The organism is Flavonifractor sp. An112, from assembly GCF_904377885.1.
GTDB classification, from domain to species: Bacteria; Bacillota; Clostridia; order Oscillospirales; family Oscillospiraceae; genus Flavonifractor; species Flavonifractor avicola.
The window spans coordinates 12,825-31,475 of record NZ_CAJFGT010000022.1 but is presented as its reverse complement, the minus strand read 5'-3'; the positions used below and the strand labels follow the sequence as shown (position 1 = coordinate 31,475).

General features: G+C 60.2%; 16 protein-coding genes. 11 read left to right on the top strand and 5 right to left on the bottom strand.

The window, feature by feature from the left end:
* Positions 1–254 precede the first annotated feature (254 nt).
* Both IHN22_RS04970 and IHN22_RS04965 read right to left on the bottom strand, forming a co-directional pair.
* Positions 255–1,409 carry an aminotransferase class V-fold PLP-dependent enzyme gene (locus IHN22_RS04970; RefSeq protein WP_191433867.1) on the bottom strand — a complete coding sequence of 385 codons (1,155 nt, stop codon included), beginning with the start codon at positions 1,407–1,409 and terminating at the stop codon, positions 255–257.
* Positions 1,410–1,478: 69 nt separating this feature from the next.
* A complete protein-coding gene (locus IHN22_RS04965; protein WP_191433864.1) occupies positions 1,479–2,657 on the bottom strand; it encodes a hypothetical protein in 1,179 nt (392 codons plus the stop codon).
* 356 nt (positions 2,658–3,013) lie between these two features.
* On the opposite strand from IHN22_RS04965, the gene IHN22_RS04960 reads away from it, so the two are divergent.
* From IHN22_RS04960 to IHN22_RS04930, 7 genes are all read left to right on the top strand, one after another.
* Positions 3,014–3,577 carry a ubiquitin gene (locus IHN22_RS04960; protein WP_191433862.1) on the top strand — a complete coding sequence of 188 codons (564 nt, stop codon included), beginning with the start codon at positions 3,014–3,016 and terminating at the stop codon, positions 3,575–3,577.
* Positions 3,578–3,588: 11 nt separating this feature from the next.
* The gene (locus IHN22_RS04955) at positions 3,589–4,275 is read left to right on the top strand and encodes a response regulator transcription factor (RefSeq protein ID WP_191433860.1); all 687 of its coding nucleotides are present in this window, start codon (positions 3,589–3,591) and stop codon (positions 4,273–4,275) included.
* Entirely contained in the window at positions 4,272–4,748 is a 477-nt protein-coding gene (locus tag IHN22_RS04950) for a hypothetical protein (RefSeq protein WP_191433858.1), read from the top strand. Before IHN22_RS04955 ends, IHN22_RS04950 begins: the two co-directional genes overlap by 4 nt.
* A gap of 4 nt (positions 4,749–4,752) precedes the next feature.
* Positions 4,753–6,216 carry a sensor histidine kinase gene (locus IHN22_RS04945; RefSeq protein ID WP_191433856.1) on the top strand — a complete coding sequence of 488 codons (1,464 nt, stop codon included), beginning with the start codon at positions 4,753–4,755 and terminating at the stop codon, positions 6,214–6,216.
* A gap of 120 nt (positions 6,217–6,336) precedes the next feature.
* Positions 6,337–7,092, top strand: coding sequence for a DUF4358 domain-containing protein (locus IHN22_RS04940; RefSeq protein WP_191433854.1), 756 nt, complete (start codon positions 6,337–6,339; stop codon positions 7,090–7,092).
* Positions 7,093–7,215: 123 nt separating this feature from the next.
* Entirely contained in the window at positions 7,216–8,616 is a 1,401-nt protein-coding gene (locus IHN22_RS04935; RefSeq protein ID WP_191433852.1) for an MBOAT family O-acyltransferase, read from the top strand.
* Between the two features lie 15 nt (positions 8,617–8,631).
* Entirely contained in the window at positions 8,632–9,768 is a 1,137-nt protein-coding gene (locus IHN22_RS04930) for a DHHW family protein (RefSeq protein WP_191433851.1), read from the top strand.
* A 69-nt stretch (positions 9,769–9,837) separates the two neighbouring features.
* On the opposite strand, the gene IHN22_RS04925 is transcribed toward IHN22_RS04930, so the two are convergent.
* The 3 genes from IHN22_RS04925 to IHN22_RS04915 all read right to left on the bottom strand — a co-directional run bounded on the left by IHN22_RS04925 (position 9,838) and on the right by IHN22_RS04915 (position 14,242).
* Positions 9,838–11,502, bottom strand: coding sequence for a Na+/H+ antiporter NhaC family protein (locus IHN22_RS04925; protein ID WP_191433849.1), 1,665 nt, complete (start codon positions 11,500–11,502; stop codon positions 9,838–9,840).
* A gap of 407 nt (positions 11,503–11,909) precedes the next feature.
* Positions 11,910–13,580 (bottom strand): Na+/H+ antiporter NhaC family protein, encoded by a 1,671-nt coding sequence (locus IHN22_RS04920; RefSeq protein WP_191433848.1) that lies wholly within the window; start codon positions 13,578–13,580, stop codon positions 11,910–11,912.
* Between the two features lie 140 nt (positions 13,581–13,720).
* Complete coding sequence (locus IHN22_RS04915) at positions 13,721–14,242, bottom strand: transcription repressor NadR (protein ID WP_191433846.1); 522 nt, start codon at positions 14,240–14,242, stop codon at positions 13,721–13,723.
* Between the two features lie 217 nt (positions 14,243–14,459).
* Here IHN22_RS04915 and IHN22_RS04910 point away from each other — a divergent pair, with 217 nt between their 5' ends.
* The 4 genes from IHN22_RS04910 to IHN22_RS04895 all read left to right on the top strand — a co-directional run bounded on the left by IHN22_RS04910 (position 14,460) and on the right by IHN22_RS04895 (position 18,643).
* Positions 14,460–14,987, top strand: coding sequence for a QueT transporter family protein (locus IHN22_RS04910; RefSeq protein WP_191433844.1), 528 nt, complete (start codon positions 14,460–14,462; stop codon positions 14,985–14,987).
* Between the two features lie 42 nt (positions 14,988–15,029).
* Complete coding sequence (gene galU / locus IHN22_RS04905; RefSeq protein ID WP_087188378.1) at positions 15,030–15,902, top strand: UTP--glucose-1-phosphate uridylyltransferase GalU; 873 nt, start codon at positions 15,030–15,032, stop codon at positions 15,900–15,902.
* A 174-nt stretch (positions 15,903–16,076) separates the two neighbouring features.
* Positions 16,077–16,403: a hypothetical protein gene (locus IHN22_RS04900; protein WP_191433843.1), complete on the top strand. Its 327-nt coding sequence runs from the start codon at positions 16,077–16,079 to the stop codon at positions 16,401–16,403.
* Between the two features lie 308 nt (positions 16,404–16,711).
* Positions 16,712–18,643: an S-layer homology domain-containing protein gene (locus IHN22_RS04895; protein ID WP_191433841.1), complete on the top strand. Its 1,932-nt coding sequence runs from the start codon at positions 16,712–16,714 to the stop codon at positions 18,641–18,643.
* Positions 18,644–18,651: the final 8 nt, after the last annotated feature.

Genomic DNA, 18,651 nt, shown 5'->3' with positions numbered 1-18,651 from the left:
CGCAGCGCCGGCGCCCACGACCATCATGCCCATCAGCATAACAGCGGCCAGAGCCAGGCTGAGAGTCCTCTTGAGGTTTCTCATTTGGAATTCCTCCTTGTTTTATTTGACCATGAGGAGGGGACATCCTCTCCATGAGTCTGGCATAATGATAATCCATCAAATCCGTTCCGTCAACACCCCCGGCACTTTTGTAACACAAGCGTAATCTTCCGGCCAGGCTGTACCGGCGGAGGAAAGGAACGGGGTGCGGGTTAGTCCAGCAGCAGCTCGTATACCGCTCCCTGGACATAGTCGATCTCTTCAAAGGTGGTAAAGGGGCCCACGGAGAAGCGGACCGCCCCCTGGGGGAAGGTGCCCAGGGTCTGGTGGGCCACCGGGGCACAGTGAAGGCCGCAGCGGGTCTGGATGCCGTACTCCTGCTCCAGCCGGAAGGCCATCTCCCCGTTGTCCGCCTTCAGAAAGTCGATGGACACCACCCCGGTGCGGTTGGCGGGGTCGTCCGTACCCAGCACCCGGATGCCGTCCTCCTCCAGCTCCATAAGCCGGGCCCACAGGTGTCCCGCCAGCTTGTGCTCCCGGATACGGAGGGCCTCCCCCTCCCTCTCCAGATAGTCCAGGGCCGCCCCCAGGCCGAAGATGCCGGGCAGGTTGAGGGTCCCCGCCTCAAAGCGGTCGGGCAGGAACGGGGGCATCTCCAGAGATTCCGACATACTGCCGGTGCCGCCGGAGAGCAGCGGGTCCAGCTCCGCCGCCAGAGCGTCGGTCACCACCACCCCGCCGATGCCCTGGGGCCCCAGCAGGCCCTTATGGCCGGGGAAGGCCAAGCCGTCGATGCACATGGAAGCCATATCCACCGGGATGGCCCCCAGGGTCTGAGCCCCATCCACCAGGAAGAAGATCTCCCGCTCCCGGCAGAGGGGGCCCACCTTATCAATAGGAAAGAGGGTGCCCGAGACGTTGGAGCCGTGACAGAGCATGACGGCCCGGACGTCGGGGGTCAGCTTGTCCGCCAGTCCGTCCAGGATCAGTTCGCCCCGCTCGGTACAGGGCAGGTACTCCACCACAACGCCCTGCTTCTTCAGCTGCTCCAGGGGGCGAAGCACCGCATTGTGCTCCATGGGGGAGGTGAGCACCTTATCCCCCGGCCGGAGCAGACCCTTGAGCAGCAGATTGAGTCCGGCGGTAGCGCCGGCAGTAAAGACCACATTGCGGGGGCCAGGGCCGTTTACCAGAGCATTGAGTTTTTCCCGCACCTCCAGCACCCGGCCGGCGGCGTCATAGGCCTGCCGGTAGCCCCCCCGGGCGATATTGCAGCCGATGTTGGTGATAAAATCGCTCATGGCCTCCCCCACGCCGGGGGCTTTGGGGTAGGACGTGGCGCCGTTGTCCAGATAGACGCTGCGCATGGCAGTTTCCTCCTGTCTCTACATTATTACATATAAGGTAAGGGGCGGGCATCTGCCCGCCCCCTTGGTTCAGAACCAGGTCTCCAGCGCCAGCCGGGTCCGGTAGTCCTCCCGCTCCATCCGTGGCAGCAGCCGGTCCAGCAGATCGGCGGTACCGGGCCGGTCGTCCAGCATGACCCGAACTGAGCCGGTACGGCTGTCAAAGTTATTCATCAGAGCATTGCTGCGGGTGGCCGCTGAACGGGTATCCCCGGTCTGATCCAGCTGGGGAGACCAGCAGGCCCAGCCTTCCTCCGACAGCGCTGAGGACACATCCCGTCCCGCCTCCTCCAGATAGACGGCGTGGGTCTTGAGCCGCACCAGCCGGTCCAGCAGGACCTCGCCCTGATCCAGCTGCTCCTCCACCTGGCTCAGAGTGGTCCCTCCCACGCTCAGGCCCACAGCGTGGCCGGAGCCCACGATACGGCGGAGGTTTTCCTCATTGGCCTCCAGCTCCTCGGGCCGGAACAGGAAGAGGGCTTTCACCCCCGCCCCATCCAACTGGTCCAGGATCTGGGTCACACCGCCGCCTCCGGTACACTGGAAGGCGAAATACACCGTCAGCTGTGCGCGCTCCGGCTCCTCCCCGGGACTGGGGGTGGGGCTTGGCGCGGGGGTGGGCTGCACAGAAGGCTGGGGGGTATTGTTATCGGGATAGAGCTGCTTCATATAGGCGTTGTATCGGCTGCGCATGGGGTCCTGGGCATACTGGATGAACTCGCTGCCCAGCCGCTCCTGTCCGTTGGTGATGCGGATCAGGGTGCCGTAATTGGTGGGGGTATAGCTGTAGCGCAGGCCGAAGTAGGAGCACACCGACGCCAGCGGCACAAAGATCCAGCCGTTGCGGGACACAGCCCGCATCTCCAGCTGCTGGCCGGACCGGTCCACGCAGGTACCGGCGTTCAGGTCAAAGGTGAGGGTACCGCTGAGGCTGTACAGCATGAAGCTGTTCCCACTGTCCCCCTGGATCTGTCCGTAGGACACCCCCAGGTTGACCCCGGTGGCCGTCCAGTCAAACGCGATATAGGGGACGTACAGGGAGCCGCCGATCCAGGTGGGCATAGCCTCCAGCGGCAAGGTAAGCATCTGGTCGTTCTCCGCCATCAGGTAGATCTCCACCGTATCTGCCTTGGCGGTGCTCACCAGCCCCGGCCCCAGCACCAGTACCGCCGCGCACAGCAGGGCAAGCAATCGCTTTTTCCAGCCCATGTCCGTCCCCTCCTTTCCGTATGTATCTTCTGACGGCATTATACCATGGCTGCAAGCCGCTCCGGCTTGCGCGCCGCAGAGCGGCGAAAACCGGCTCAGCCGGTTTCGGCCATGGTGTAACAAGCGCAGTGCGCGGCGTTTCGCCGCGCCCAGCCGCCTGAAAGGCGGCCCCAAACAGCCCAGCTGTTTGGGCTGCGGTTATTATAGCATGGTTTTCTCCCCCGGTAAAGCCGCCGCTTGCACCAAAAGGCCGGGGCTGGTATAATGTTGCCGGTTTTAATGGGATTTTAAGACAGCCTAAATGCCTTCTTTACCGGCTCTGGAGTATACTGGTACCATTGAAAGGATGTGTTCCCATGGATGTCATATTGGAATTGGTGGAACAGCTGCGGAAACGGGCCGATGTATCCTACGAGGAGGCCAGAGCGGTGCTGGAGGAGACCGATGGCGATCTGCTGGCCGCCCTGATCCTGCTGGAGCAGCGGGGCAAAATTCGCTCAGGCAGCGGACAGAGTGCCCGTTACTCCACCCGCCCCGGCAGTGAACAGACTACTCCCCCGCCCAACCAGGGTCCTGCTCGACCTGAGGCCTCCGCCGGTCAGAGCGGCTGGGACAGCTTTGTGGGTTTTCTGCGGCGCTGCGTCACCAACCGGTTTGAGGTATGGCGGTGGGGGGAGCCCATTGTTTCCATTCCACTGCTGATTTTTATTCTTCTGGTGCTGCTGGCCTTCTGGATCTCGGTACCCCTGCTTATTATAGGGCTCATTATGGGCTGCCGGTACCGGTTTGCCGGTCCTGATCTGGACGGCAATGAGGTGAGCCAGGCGGTTAATCACGCCGCCGACACCGTCAGCGACGCGGTTGGGCGGGCCAAGGCCCAGGCAGAGCAGGCCGCCCACAAGAACCAATCCAAGCAATGAGGTGATGTGCCATGGAGGAGCGTATCCTGCTGGTGGAGGACGAGGAAAAGCTGGCCCGCATGGTGGAGCTGGAGCTGAATTATGAGGGCTACCAAGTGGAAAAGGCCTTTGACGGCCGGAGGGGACTGGAGCTGGCTCTGTCCGGGCGGTTCGACCTGATCCTGCTGGACATCATGCTGCCCGCCCTCTCCGGCATGGAGGTACTTCGCCGCCTGCGCCGGGAGAGCCAGACGCCCGTCATCATGCTCACCGCCCGGGACACGGTGGTGGACAAGGTGTCCGGCCTGGACATGGGGGCGGACGACTATGTGACCAAGCCCTTTGCCACCGAGGAACTGTTGGCCCGTATCAGGGCCGCCCTGCGGAAGCGGCCCGCTCGGACCGAACCGGACAACAGGCTGTCTGTCGGGCCCCTGGCTATGGATCTGGACCGGCATCTGGTCGCTGTGGACGGCCAGAACGTGGCCCTCACCCGCCGGGAGTTTGACCTGCTGCGCTGCCTGCTGGAGCACAAGGAAAAGGTCCTCTCCCGGGAGGAACTGCTGGAGCAGGTGTGGGGCTTTGACTTCATGGGCGAGACCAATACCGTAGACGTATACATCCGCTTTCTGCGGACTAAGCTGGACGAAGCGTTCCACATCAAGCTGATCCACACCGTCCGGGGTGTGGGCTATGTCATTCGGGAGGGATTGGAATGAAGGTTTCCGCCATCGTCTATACCAGTAACACCGGCTTTACTGCCCAGTATGCCACTCTGCTCTCCCACCAGACCGGCCTGCCCCTCCACCAGTTGAAGGAGGGTACCCTCGCCCAGGGGACTCAGGTGCTCTATCTGGGTTGGCTGTGCGCCGGGAAGATCCAGGGTCTGAAAAAGGCCGCCGCTCGCTTCCGGGTGGAGGCCGTTTGTGCTGTGGGCATGGCGCCGGAGTGCGATCCGGCCAAGCTGGTCGGTGACAACCACTGTAACGGACTGCCTCTCTTCTATCTGCGGGGCGGCTATACCCCCGCCCGGGTCCGGGGAAAATATAAAATGATGATGGCCATGATGAAGGCCATTCTGTCCAAAAAGACCGATCCCCAGTCCCGCGAGGCCCTGGAGGCCATGAAACGGGGCGCCGACTGGGTAAGCGCCCCCCAGCTGGAGCCAGTGCTGAACTGGCTCCGGGGTTAAGGCCATGGCTGCCAGAACTTCCCGGCCCACCGGCCCCATCAAGTCCTCCATCGTGGCCCGGCTCAATGCCCGGCTCTTTTTCCGGCTGCTGGGGATCTATCTGCTGCTGGATATCCTGCTCATCCTGCTGTTCTGGGGCGGCCTCATTGTCTGGTCCGACCGGCAGGCAGCGGAACTGAAGGCTCTGGCGGAAAAACAGGGCGCCCCCTCGGAGGAGGCCGCGGCATGGATGTCCGCCGGCAGCTATTCCGTAGCGGAAGCGGAAGGGGACCCCAACGGTATCCTGCTCCCCCACTGGCTTCCCTCCCCCCAGGCACTTGAGGGGGACCAGCGCTGGTTTGATCCAGGAACGGTACATCTCATTCCCCTGATGATTTTCTCCACCGGCGGCCCCACCAGCTACACCCTGGTGACCCAGGTTCAGGGGCAGGAATTGGCCATCACTCTGGACCTGTCCCGCCCCGCCACCCTCTTCGTCTTTGCCGGACGGGTGGTGCTGATCTGCCAGCTGGTCAGTCTGGTGCTCAACCTGTTCAAAAACGCAGGCACCATCCGCCGCACCCTGCGGCCCATCCAGGACCTGGCCGCCGCCGCCACCCGGCTGGGCGGCTCCATGTCGCCGGAAGAGCTCCAGGCCCTGGCCGGAGAGCTGGACGAAATCAACGCCAGCCATCTGGACCGGCGCATTCCGGTGACCGGCGCCCAAAAGGAGCTGAAGGCGCTGGCTCAGGCCATCAACGCCATGCTGGACCGGATCAACGAGGCCTACCGCTCCCAGACCCGCTTTGTCTCCGATGCCAGCCATGAGCTGCGTACCCCCATCGCCGTGATCCAGGGCTACGCCAGCCTGCTGGACCGGTGGGGCAAGGACGACCCTGCTACCCGGCAGGAGGCCATCGACGCCATCCGCCAGGAGGCCGACTCCATGAAGCAGCTGGTGGAGCAGCTTTTGTTCCTGGCCCGGGGGGACAACGACTCTGTCCCCTTCCATCCCCAGCTGTGCGACCTGTCCGAGCTGGCCGCCGAGGTACTGCGGGAGACCCAGATGCTGGACCAAACCCACCAACTGGAGGGGAAATGGCTGTGCGCCGTGCCGGTGGTGGCCGACGAGGGGCTCATCAAGCAAGCCCTGCGCATCCTGGTGGACAACGCCCTGAAATACACCCCCGCCCGGGGGTGCATCACCCTGTCGGTCCAGGGGAAGGACGGCCTGGCCCGGCTGACGGTGGCCGACCAGGGCCAGGGCATTGACGCCCAAAGCCTGCCCCATATCTTTGACCGTTTCTACCGCACCGACGAGAGCCGGGCCCGGCAGACCGGCGGCGCCGGTCTGGGCCTGTCCATTGCCAAGTGGATCGCCGACCGCCACGGCGGCTGGTTTGAGGTGGTGTCCTGGCCGGGGGTGGGTACCCGCTTTACGCTGGTGCTGCCCCTGGATTCCATGGACGCCCCCGCCGCCCCAGCCTGAAAGGAATCTCGAATGCCCCCGCCGGAGCGGGGGCGTTTTTTTACAGAAACATGGGAACTTTTTGTCAGCCGCCACCGTCCAATAGAGCGATCACAAAAAACAGAAAAGGAGAATCCACCTATGAACCATCGTTTTCTCGCCCTGGCTCTGGCCGGGACGCTGACCCTTGGTATGCTGACCGCCTGCGGCGGCGGCAACGACGGCATTTCTGAGACCCCCAACACCGTCACCACCCCTCCCGTGGCTGAGAGCGTTATGCCCTCTCCCGAGGACTCCGCCCCTATTACTGAGGAGAGCCCCGACGCCCTGCCTGAGAGCTCCGCTCCTGTGGAGGAGAGCGAGACTCCCTCCAGTACGCCCTCTTCTGCCCCCTCCGCAAAGCCCACTTCCACCCCCAAGCCCACCGCCACTCCCACGCCTACTGCTCCGGCTACCCCCAAGCCCACCGTCAAGCCTACCCCCATTCCCACTCCCACGCCGGAGAGCAAACCCCAGGCCAGCGCCGTTCAGTCTACCTGGAATGACATCTCCAAGCTGAGCCTGCCCAACCTGACCGCCATGGACGACGCCACCCTCTCCGCCATGTACGGCATCAGCGCCTCCGACCTGGAGGAGTATGTGTGCATGATGCCCCTCATGGGCGTTCACTCCACCGAGTTTTTCATCGCCAAGGTAAAGGACGGCAAGATGGACACTGTGAAGGCAGGCATTGCCAAGCGGCAGGCCGATCTGGACGCCCAGTGGTCCCAGTATCTGCCCGAGCAGTATGAGCTGGTGAAGAACTACAAGCTGGTCACCAACGGCAACTATGTGCTCTTCGCCATCAGCGAGTATGCCGGTGATGCGGTCACCATTTTCAACAGCTACACAAAATAATCCGCATTTTTGGGTAGAATAGAAGTTGCACTCTGGTGCCGTACCCATTATAATCATTTCAGCGCCCGGCAGGGCAAGCCTGCCGGGCATCTTTCCTGAAATCTACAAAGAGAAGGTGAGCAGTTGGTCTTTTCCAGTTTGTATTTCTTGTTTCTATATCTACCCATTGTATTATTAGTCTATTACATTACCCCTCTGAAATGGCGCAACCTGTGGCTGCTGGTGGTCAATCTGGTCTTTTACGGCTGGGGCGAACCCAAGTATATCCTGCTGATGATCTTCACCATCGTGCTGGACTACTTCTGCGGCCTGATCGTGGCCCGGCGAAAATTGCAAGGCGACGACAAGGGCGCCCGGATCGCCGTAGCGGTGGCGCTGGTCCTCAATCTGGTTATCCTGTTCTTCTTTAAGTACTGGGATTTGGTAGCCAGAACCTTCCAGCATTTCGGCGTTGGTATGCCGGTGCTCAACCTGACGCTGCCCATCGGCATCTCCTTCTACACCTTCCAGACCATGACCTACCCGGTGGACATCTACCGTGGAGACGCGGAGGTGCAGAAAAGCATTGTCAGCTTCGGTACCTTCGTTACCCTCTTCCCCCAGCTCATTGCCGGTCCCATTATCAAGTACAAAGAGCTGGCCGACCAGATGACCTACCGCACCCACTCCCCGGAGCAGTTTGCCTCCGGCGTGCAGGTGTTTGTGGTGGGTCTGGCCAAGAAGGTGCTGCTGGCCAACAACATCGGCAAGCTTTGGGATGTCTATCTGGCTCTACCCACCGACCAGCTCACCGTCTCCGGCGCCTGGCTGGGCGTGGTGGCCTTCTCCCTTCAGCTGTACTTTGACTTCTCCGGCTATTCCGACATGGCCGTGGGCCTGGGCCGGATGCTGGGCTTCGAGTTCCTGCGGAACTTCAATTACCCCTATATCTCCAAGTCGGTCACCGAGTTCTGGCGCCGGTGGCACATCTCCCTGGGCTCCTGGTTCCGGGAATATCTGTATATCCCCCTGGGCGGTAACCGGGTGAAAAAGCCCCGGCTGTTTTTCAACCTACTGGTCGTTTGGGCCGCCACCGGCATCTGGCACGGCGCCAGCTGGAATTTCCTGATCTGGGGCCTCTACTTTGCTGCCCTCATCATTCTGGAGAAGGCCTTCCTGGGCAAGCTGCTGGAGAAGTGTCCCGCTGTGGTACAGCACATTTACACCCTGTTCCTGGTGCTGGTCAGCTGGGCCATCTTTGCCGTGGAGGATTTCGGTCATATGGGCGCCTACCTGTCCGCCATGTTTGGCTTTGCTCCAGCCGGTCTGGCCTCCCCCAGCGTGGCGTACTACTTTACCTCTTTCCTGCCCATGCTGATCATCGGTGCCGTGGCCGCCACTCCGCTGGCTACCAAGCTGTGGAAAAAGCTGCCGGAGAAGCCCATGAAAGTGGTGCTGCCGGTGGTGTTGCTGGCCGGTCTGATTCTTTCCACCGCCTATCTGGTGGACGCCACCTACAATCCCTTCCTCTATTTCCGCTTCTGATTGGAGGTTCTGATTATGTCGAAAAAATACTGCATCTTCATCAGCGCTCTGTTCTGTGCCTTTATCGGTCTGTTCCTGGTGGCCAACGCCGCTACTCCTAGCCGGGAGTTCTCCGAAATGGAGAACCGCAATCTGGAGCAGATGCCCAAGCTGTCTGTGGACAGCTTGTTGAGCGGTCAGTTCATGAAGGACTTTGAGACCTACACCACCGACCAGTTTGTGGGCCGGGACCTGTGGATTGCCCTGAAGTCCTCCAGCGAGCGGATCCTGGGCAAGCACGAGAACAACGATGTCTATTTCTGCGACCAGGACACCCTCATTACCCGGTTTGACCAGCCCGACGCCGCCAAGGTATCGGAGAATGTAAATTATGTGAACAGCTTTGTGGAAAATGTGGATATCCCGGTAACTTTCTCTCTCATTCCCACCCAGGCCTGCATCTGGGCCGGCCGGCTGCCCGACGGGGCCCCCAATGCCAGCCAGACCGGCCTGCTGGACCAGGCCAAGGCGGCTGTACCCGGCGCCACCTGGGCGGATCTGTACAGCCCCCTGTGGGAGCACAAGGATGAGAGCATCTTCTACCGCACTGACCACCACTGGACCAGCCTGGGCGCATACTACGGCTACACCGGCCTGGCAGAGGCCCTGGGCTACACTCCCGTGCCCCTGGATGCCTACACCGAGACCATCCGCTCCACTGAGTTCTACGGCACGGTATTCTCCTCCTCCGGCGTGCGCTGGGTGAGCCCCGACACCATCTCCACCTATGTGCCCGATACCGGTATTACCGTCACCAGCTATACCTATGACAACGCCGGCAATCAGGTGGAGGTGCCCCGCTCTCTGTACGACACCTCCTTCCTCTCCGTCAAAGACAAGTACTCTATGTTTTTGGGCGGCAACCAGTCCCTTGGCGTGGTCAAGACCCCCAATACCGACAAGCCTAAGCTGCTCATCATCCGAGACTCCTACGCCGACTCCCTGGTGCCCTTTCTGACTCCCCACTTCTCTGAGATTCACCTGATCGACCTGCGTTACTACAAGCTGTCCATTGCCGACTACATTCAGCAAAACGGCATCGATCAGGCTCTGGTCCTCTACAGCGTCCCCAACTTTGTCACCGATTCCAATCTCTTCTGGATCACCCGATAAGTAAGCAAAAAGTCCGGCCCTTTGTGAGGGCCGGACTTTTTTTCTTCCTTCCCGCCTACTGGCAAGGAATCAGTCTCGCTGAGAGTGGACATTCATGGAGTGGTTGGCCTTGCCGATGACGACCAGCACCACCACCATGGAAACCACAGCAATCAGCAGGTTCAGGATCATGTTCTGGAGGAGAGCCGCCAGGATGTAGTTGACAAAGCAGACCGCCGCCACAGTGACCGCATAGGGCAGCTGAGTGGCCACATGATTCAGGTGGTAGCACTGAGCGCCGGAGGAGGCCATGATGGTGGTATCGGAGATGGGAGAGCAGTGGTCGCCCATAACCGCGCCGCCCAGAGTGGCAGCGATGGCAATCATCAGCATCTCGTTGCCGTTGATCAGGTCGGCAGTTAGATCGGCAGCCGCCACGCCGCCGGAGAACACCGGGATGACGATGGGCAGCAGGATAGTGAAGGTACCCCAGGAGGTACCGGTGGCGAAGCCCAGGAACGCGGCGATAATGAACACCACGGCGGGCAGGAAGTTGTGCAGGCTGTCGCCGAAGCCGGAGACGATGTCAGCCACGAACTCGGGAGCGCCCAGAGCCTTGGTCACGTCGCCGATGGTCCAGGCCAGGCAGAGGATCAGGATGGCGGGAACCATCTGCTTGAAGCCCTCAGGCAGGCAGTCCATCAGCTCAGTGAACTTCATGGAGCGGCGCACCATAAAGAAAATCATAGTGAAGATCAGGGCAATCAGAGAACCCAGAGGCAGAGCGGAGAAGGCGTCGGTGTTGGCAAAGGCGCTGATGAGGTCGGTGCCGCCGCCCTGGTAGCCCACATAGATCATGGCGCCCACGCAGCAGGCCACCAGCACGATCACGGGGATCACCAGGTCGATGACCTTTCCGTTGGGATTGAACTTCATTTCCTCCACACCGGCGAAAGGACGCTCGGGGGTGGTGTACAGGTCGCCCTTGGCGGCGTTGTCCTCGTGCTTCTTCATGGGACCGTAGTCGATGTTCAGGCTGGTCATAACCATGATGAACACCAGGGTCAGAATGGCGTAGTAGTTGTAAGGAATGGCCTTCAGGAAGATCTGGAAGCCCAGTTCGTCGTTGCCGATGATACCGGTGACAGCCGCGGCCCAGGAGGACACGGGCATCATGATACAAACGGGAGCGGCGGTAGCGTCGCACATATAGGACAGCTTGGCGCGGGAGATGTGGTGGCCGTCGGTGACGGGACGCATCACGTTACCGGTGGTCAGGTTGTTGAAGTAGTCGTCCACGCCCAGCACGATGGCCAGGATGAAGGTGGACCACAGAGCGCCGGACTTCGTCTTGATGTGCTTGACGGCCCAGTCGCCATAGGCCTTGGAGCCGCCGGCCCGGATCATCAGGGCCACCATGGTGCCCAGGATGACCAGGAACATCAGGATGCCCATGTTGCCGCCGGCGTTGCTGCACAGGCGGGACACGAAATCCTGAATGGCGTCAATGGGATTGCCGTTGGTGAACAGCAGGCAGCCCACAATAATGCCCAGAAACAGAGAAGAATACACTTCCTTGGTGATGAGTGCCAGGATGATGGCTACCACGGGAGGCAGCAGGGATGCAATGGTGCCCCAAGCCGCGATTTGAGCGGTGGAATCGCCTTCGGCGAAAGCCGCCGTTGCCAGGATGCAAATCAGGGTAAACAGGGTCAGCAGAATCTTGCCAGACCGTTTGATACGCGGTGAATTCATATCAGCCCTCCTAATAAGATCGGTGAATCCTAAAGCTCCCCAACCCAAGGACTCGAAAGGTATCATAACAAAATTGTTATTAAATTGACAATGTTTTTTTGATATTTTGCATATTTTTGTAGGGGCGCACAGAAAAATGTACATTTTTTTGGGCATATAATCCATACACTTTTCTTTTTTATTCCATTTTATTCCTATAAAATCCTTTCCTGATAGGAAGAAGGTTTCTTTTTGCCTAGATGTTTAGGCGGAACTACGTAGGCGCAGCCGGTTTTTTACACACCAGTTTGTGCATATTTTTAAACTATTAAGTTTATTTTTAGGTTCCTCTAAAACAAAAAATCACCCCCGCCGCTCATACGGTGGGGGTGATTTTTTCGGATTCAGTTAGTCTGCCGACATCATGCTCAGTCGCGCTGAGAGTGACGGTTCAAGGAGTGGTTGAGCTTGCCTACCACCAGCATAAAGCCCACAGTGGAGGCCACGGCAATGAGCAGGCAGACGACCTGAGGCACATAATCGATAATCAGGCCGGTGATAATGTAGTTGACGAAGCCGATGGCGGCCACGGTGACGGCGTAGGGCATCTGGGTGGCCACGTGGTTCAGGTGGTAGCACTGGGCGCCGGTGGACGCCATGATGGTGGTGTCGGAGATAGGCGAGCAGTGGTCGCCCATGACCGCGCCGCCCAGGGTGGCGCCGATGCCCACCATCAGGATGGGCACTTCGTTGAGGGTCTCGGCGGTCAGGTTGTCAAAGCCGCCGGGGGTGAAGATCTCCAGCACGATGGGCAGCAGGATGCCGAAGGTGCCCCAGGAGGTTCCGGTGGCAAAGCCCAGGAAGCAGGCAATCAGGAAGACCACGGCAGGCAGGAAGTTATGCAGGCCGGGGCCAAGCTTCTCCACAAACGCGGCCACGAACTCAGGGGCGCCCAGGCCATCCCGGGTGACGCCGCTAATGGTCCAGGCCATGCAGAGGATCAGGATGGCAGGCACCATCTGATTGAAGCCCTTGGGAAGACAATCCATCAGGTCGGTGAAGGACATGGAACGGCGCACCATGAAGTAGATCATGTCGATGATGATGGCGATGGTAGCGCCGAAGGGCAGGGCGAAGAAGGCGTCGGTGTTGGCGAACATCTCCAGGATGGTGGTGCCGCCAGCCAGCCAGCCGGCGTACAGCAGGCCGATGACGCAGCAGATGATGAGGATGACGACGGGCAGGATCAGGTCAATGACCTTGCCGTTGGGGTTGAACTTCATCTCCTCGGCGTCGGCGTAGGGCCGCTCGGGGGTGGTGAACAGGTCGCCCTTGGCGGCGTTGTCCTCATGCTTCTTCATGGGACCGTAGTCGATATTCAGGGCGGTCATCATGATGATAAACACCATGGTAAGGACGGCATAGTAGTTGTAGGGGATGGCCCGCAGGAAGATCTGGAAGCCCAGCTCCTCGTTGTTGATGACGCCGGTGACGGCGGCGGCCCAGGAGGAAATGGGCATCATGATACACACGGGGGCGGCGGTGGCGTCGCACATATAGGACAGCTTGGCCCGGGAAATGTGGTGGCTGTCAGCCACGGGGCGCATCACGTTACCGGTGGTCAGGTTGTTGAAGTAGTCGTCCACGCCCAGCACGATGGCCAGGATGAAGGTGGACCACAGAGCGCCGGCCTTGGTCTTGATGTGGGCCACAGCCCAGTCACCGTAGGCCTTGGAGCCGCCCGCCCGGATCATCAGGGCCACCAGGGTGCCCAGGATGACCAGGAAGATCAGGATACCGGCGTTGCCGCCGATGTTGCCCACAAAGCCGTTGACCAGGTGGTTGAAGGTCATGACCGGGTCGAAGTTGGCCTGGAGGACAAAGCCCACCAGGATGCCGATGAACAGGGACGAGTAGACTTCCTTCGTGATCAGTGCCAGAACAATTGCGACAACAGGCGGCAACAGGGACCAGGGGGTGCCGAAGAATTTGCTCTGGACCTCTTCGCCTTCTGCGCAGGCGACCGTCATCAGGACACAGGCCAAGGCAAAGACGACCAGCAGAATTCTTCCGAAGCGTTGCATTCGTGGTGAGTTCATAATAACCCTCCCTTATAATTTCGAATCCCAAAAGCCTCCCCAACCCTAGGATTCGTACCCTATGATACACCATCATTCACAATTTGGCAATACTTTTTCGGCAGATTTAACATAAGTTTCGCCATCCATTTATTTTATATTTACATATCCAGCAAAAAACCTGTGTTTCTTAGAGAATCCAGTATCCTTTGGAACGTTTTATCGTCCCTGCACCGAATCGTATGAAGATGGATACCGCCCGTCAGATCAGACAGGGGTCTGGCGCTGTCCGCCGCCACCCGGCGGAGAAACTCCTGTACATCATATCGGGAACGCACCCCCAATATGCCTGTGAGCTGACCATAGACCGGGTGCTCCACAATTACGTCTGCCACCTCGCCCCCAGCGTCCACAATGGCGTTGAGCTCTGCTTCCATCTCCTCCGGAGCGTGGACGCAGGCCACCCGCCGTTCCACTCCGGCAGGCCGGCGGCCCAGTACATAGCCCCGGGGGGTGGCCACGATATCCGCCCCGGCAGCCCGCAGCAGAGCCACATCCCCCACGATGATCTGGCGGCTCACCGAAAACCGCCGGGCCAGCGCCGTGGCGCTCACCGGCCCTCCTGCCTCCTCCAGCATCTGCTCCACCGCCTTCCGGCGCTCCTGTGCCGCGGATCGTTCCATCACCGCTTCCTCCTTTGTCTTTTTCAATCAGTATAGCAGGTTCTTCCGGACCTGTAAATCAGCGCCGCAACCGTCCCCTTCCCTTGCCTTTCGGGGGGGATTGTGCTAAAATGTGACCGACTGGTTTCCACACCCGGTCCAAGCGCGGCAATGCCGCGTTCGTTCGGCGGGACTCACCGCCGTTCTCTAAATACGAAAATGGAGGTTCCAACTTAGTATGCGCAAATCTACCACCCGCGATCTTACCCTGGCCGCTATGGTGGCCGCCGTCTACTTCGTCCTTTGCTATTTTGGCAACATCTTTCAGCTCACCTTCGGGCCTGTCCAGGTCCGTCTGGGAGAGGCCCTCACCGTGCTGCCGTTCCTGTTCCCGGCCACCGCGCCGGGCCTGGCGCTGGGCTGTCTGCTGACCAATATTCTCTCCCCCTACGGTCCCATTGACATGATCGTAGGCACACTGGCCACCGCCATCGCCGCCTTTCTGAGCGCCAAGATGCCCCGCTGGTATCTGGCCGCCCTGCCCCCCATCGTGATGAACGCCCTGCTGCTGCCCCCCATGTGGGCCTGGGCGGAGGCGGGCGCCCTCAACGGCGCTTTCTGGGCCGCCTATACCTTCAATATGTGGACCTTTGTGGTGGGCGAGGCTCTGGCCTGCTATGTGCTGGGCTCCGTGCTGCTGCTGGCCCTGCCTAAGATCCGCTACTTCCGCACCATGATCCCGGAGCGCCGCCTGGCTGCCCGCTGAGGCGACGCCCTCAGTTTTACAAACAGACAAGGAGGATTCCCCATGAAAGTCCGCAAGGCCGTCATCCCCGCCGCTGGTCTGGGGACAAGGATGCTCCCCGCCACCAAGACTGTCCCCAAGGAAATGCTTCCCATGGTGGACAAACCTGTGATCCAGTATATCATTGAGGAGGCGGTGGCCTCCGGTATCGAGGACATCCTCATCGTCACCAACCGGGCCAAGTCCGCCATGGACGATTACTTCGACTACTATCCCGAACTGGAGACCCGTCTGCTCCAGGCCGGCAAGGAGCGGGAGCTGGTGGAGGTTCGTCGGGCCGCCGATCTGGCCAACATCTTCTATGTCCGTCAGAAGGAGACCAAGGGTCTGGGCCACGCCATCTACCGGGCCAAGCGCTTTGTGGGAGACGAGCCCTTTGCCGTGCTGCTGGGCGACGACATCATGCGGGCCAAAAAGCCGGTGACCCTCCAGCTGATCGAGGGAGCCGAGAAATACGGCGCCTCCGCTGTAGGCGTCCAGAAGGTGTCCACCGAGGCCATCTCCCGCTACTCCTCTGTGAAGATCTCCGCTTTGGAGGACCGGATCTTCGACGTGTCCGACATGAACGAAAAGCCCACCCCCCAGGAGATGTTCTCCAATTACGCCATCTTGGGCCGGTATGTGCTCACCCCCCAGATCTTCGACATTCTGGAGAACCTGAAGCCCGGCTACGGCGGCGAGATCCAGCTCACCGACGGTCTGCGGGAGCTCTGCCGCAAGAGCCGGATGGTAGCCGTGGACTTTGAGGGCCGCCGGTACGACACCGGCAATCTGTGCGGCTTCCTGGAGGCCACCATCGATTTCGCCCTGGAAAACAAGGCGACGGCCTCCTGGCTGAGCCACTTTATTAAGGAAAAGGCAGAGAGCCTGCGGTAATGTGTGGATTGCCGCCGCTGCTGTATACAACTTCTTTGGCCTGCGCCCTAAGGCGCAGGCCATTTTTATCCCACCTCTCTTCCATCCTTGCCACATTGTTCCTGATGTACTATAATAATGGAAAGTCTGTCTGGCACTGCCACAAATCAACTGCAACAGAGAGGAGTTTTGAGTATGGCAAGAACAACCTTCAGAATCGACTTTCATCAGCCGCCCCAGGTGGTAGATCAAATCGCGCGTAATATTCTTATTGCCGACGATTACCGGGAGATCGACTACAACCGGGAAGTGGTGTGGAAAAAAGGAACCGGTCTCATGACCGCCATGCACTACATCAAGATCGAGTACCAGGGCAGCACACTGGTGGTGTCCGGCTGGGTGCAGATCGGCGTGGGCTCGGTGGGCGGCAAGGAGCGGGACCTGGAAGGCATCACCGCCTCCATCCCCAAAAAATCCGTCAAGAAAACCATAGAAAAGCTGAGAGCCGCTATTCAGCAATAAAATTTCCTTTATAACTTAAGAACCAGGCCAGTTGTCCGCTAGTCTGGTTCTTTTTATGCGCAAAGTCGGGTTTCAAATTTTCTGAAAAAAAGATCGCAAAAAATAAAACCGCGCCCCTCCCCCAATGCTCTTACTGTCGTGAGCGGCAAGCTCGCACAGGCTGGAGCGGCGGAGGCGCAGGCGCTTCCTTTCCATGGGATCTGGTTGCCGGACCGGCAGGAGATTCAAACAAACTGACTGCCTTGCCCTCCGCCTCCGGCACCTTTCTGTACCGCAGCGCTACCTAAAAAAGAAAGAGAGGAATTTTGATGAAACGGATCCAGTTACCCAAAAAGCTGCTCTCCGCCCTCTGCGCGGCAGCCCTCCTGGTGGGGGCCATGCCCGGGGCACTGGCAGCTGAAAGCACTCAGCAAGTTTCCATCCAGCAGCAGAGCATTGCCACCAACGCAGGCGTCTTTACCTACATCGACGACCAGGGCGGCCTGTGGTCCTGGGGGCATAGCCTGACCGGAGGGGTGGGCAACGGCACTACCTCTTCCACTACCGGTACTCCGGAGAAGATCCTGGACAATGTGGTATTTGTCAGCAGCGGCCTCAACAACAACGGCGCCGCCATTCAGTCGGACGGCTCCCTCTGGGTGTGGGGCGACACCAGCCTGGACATGGACTACGCCAATCAAGCGTGGGCCCCGGTCCGGCTGGAAGGGGTAAAGGTCCTGCTGCCTGACGGAACGGTCTCCCAGCCCACTGAGGAACCGGAGCAGACCGAACTGCGGCACAGCGGCTCCACCACGCTGGAAAAACTGAGCAAGGAAGAGATCGTCCAGCTGCTGAATCAGGCCTCCAGCACTCTTCCCAACCCCGTTCTGACGGAGGAACCCTCCATCCACGCTCCCTATGCCACCGGCGCGGTGGATCACCAGGCCCTGGAGGCCGCTGCCCAGCGTCTGAATGTGCTGCGGCGGCTGGCCGGTGTACCTCAGGTTCAGCTGGACGACAGTCTGAGCGAAAACGCCCAGTATGGCGCGGTACTGCTGGCCCACCTGGGCAGTCTGAACCATACCCCCGCCAAGCCTGCGGATATGGACAACAGCTTCTATCAAAAGGCCTATGAGGCCACCTCCACCAGCAACATCGCGGCAGGCATGGATCTGCTGGAGTCGGTGGATATGTTTATGCAGGACAGCGACGCCCGCAACGTGGAGCGGGTGGGGCACCGCCGCTGGCAGCTCAACCCCGAGCTGGGCCGGGTTGGCTTTGGCTACGCCCAGAACCCGGACAGTATCTACCGCGACTTTGTAACCGAGAAGGTCACCGACACCAGCGGCAGCGGCTGCGACTATGACTTTATCGGCTGGCCCGCCTCGGGCAACTTCCCCAACTACCTGGACAGCTTTGACGCCAACACCGCCTGGAGCGTGGTGCTTAACCCCGATGATTATCAGGTGCCCACCCAGTCCGGCCTTGTGGTCACCCTGGTGCGCCAGAGCGACGGCAAGACCTGGACCCTGGACGGCAAGGCCAGCTATACCCCCGCCGCCTCCGGCTGCTACCTCAATGTGGAGACCTCCGGCGTGGGCAACTGCATCATCTTCCGGCCCGACGGGGTGACCAAGTATGAGGGTGTTTACCAGGTCACCATCGACGGCCTGAAGGACCGCTCCGGCAAGGCTGTGGACTTCACCTACCAGGTGGACTTTTTCTCCCAGCCCGACAACGCTTCCAAGCCCTCCGACTGGGCGGCAGCCTCTGTCCAGGAGGCCATCCAGCTGGGCGTGGTGCCCTTTGAGCTTCAGACCGGCTACACCCAAACTGCCACCCGTCAGGAGATCTGCGCCCTGGTGGTCCGCTTCTATGAGACGGTGACCGGCAGCCCGGTGCAGGGCCGTGTCTCCTTCTCCGACACCAAGGATGAGGACGTGGAGAAGGCCGCCTACCTGGGCATTGTAAACGGCGTGGGCGACGGCAGCTTCCACCCCAATGACCCGCTGACCCGGGAGCAGGCGGCGGTCATGCTCACCCGACTGGCTCAGAGTATGTCCAAACACCTGCCGGCGGCAGAAGCAAACTTCACCGACCGGGCGGAGATCTCCCCCTGGGCACTGGAGGCCACAGGGGCCATTCAGGGGTGCGGCGTTATGAACGGCGTGGGCGGCGGACGGTTTGCCCCCTCCCTGTCCTACAGCCGGGAGCAGTGCATCACCACCCTGATGCGGCTGTACCACTATATTTCCAAATAAAGGAGGAC

Coding starts and splice junctions, on each gene's coding strand:
- IHN22_RS04965 (WP_191433864.1), bottom strand. CDS start 2,657: ATGGGCTGGAAAAAGCGATTGCTTGCCCTGCTGTGCGCGGCGGTACTG.
- IHN22_RS04950 (WP_191433858.1), top strand. CDS start 4,272: ATGAAGGTTTCCGCCATCGTCTATACCAGTAACACCGGCTTTACTGCC.
- IHN22_RS04915 (WP_191433846.1), bottom strand. CDS start 14,242: ATGGAACGATCCGCGGCACAGGAGCGCCGGAAGGCGGTGGAGCAGATG.
- IHN22_RS04920 (WP_191433848.1), bottom strand. CDS start 13,580: ATGAACTCACCACGAATGCAACGCTTCGGAAGAATTCTGCTGGTCGTC.
- IHN22_RS04945 (WP_191433856.1), top strand. CDS start 4,753: ATGGCTGCCAGAACTTCCCGGCCCACCGGCCCCATCAAGTCCTCCATC.
- IHN22_RS04910 (WP_191433844.1), top strand. CDS start 14,460: ATGCGCAAATCTACCACCCGCGATCTTACCCTGGCCGCTATGGTGGCC.
- IHN22_RS04970 (WP_191433867.1), bottom strand. CDS start 1,409: ATGCGCAGCGTCTATCTGGACAACGGCGCCACGTCCTACCCCAAAGCC.
- IHN22_RS04955 (WP_191433860.1), top strand. CDS start 3,589: ATGGAGGAGCGTATCCTGCTGGTGGAGGACGAGGAAAAGCTGGCCCGC.
- IHN22_RS04895 (WP_191433841.1), top strand. CDS start 16,712: ATGAAACGGATCCAGTTACCCAAAAAGCTGCTCTCCGCCCTCTGCGCG.
- IHN22_RS04940 (WP_191433854.1), top strand. CDS start 6,337: ATGAACCATCGTTTTCTCGCCCTGGCTCTGGCCGGGACGCTGACCCTT.
- galU (WP_087188378.1), top strand. CDS start 15,030: ATGAAAGTCCGCAAGGCCGTCATCCCCGCCGCTGGTCTGGGGACAAGG.
- IHN22_RS04925 (WP_191433849.1), bottom strand. CDS start 11,502: ATGAATTCACCGCGTATCAAACGGTCTGGCAAGATTCTGCTGACCCTG.
- IHN22_RS04960 (WP_191433862.1), top strand. CDS start 3,014: ATGGATGTCATATTGGAATTGGTGGAACAGCTGCGGAAACGGGCCGAT.
- IHN22_RS04930 (WP_191433851.1), top strand. CDS start 8,632: ATGTCGAAAAAATACTGCATCTTCATCAGCGCTCTGTTCTGTGCCTTT.
- IHN22_RS04900 (WP_191433843.1), top strand. CDS start 16,077: ATGGCAAGAACAACCTTCAGAATCGACTTTCATCAGCCGCCCCAGGTG.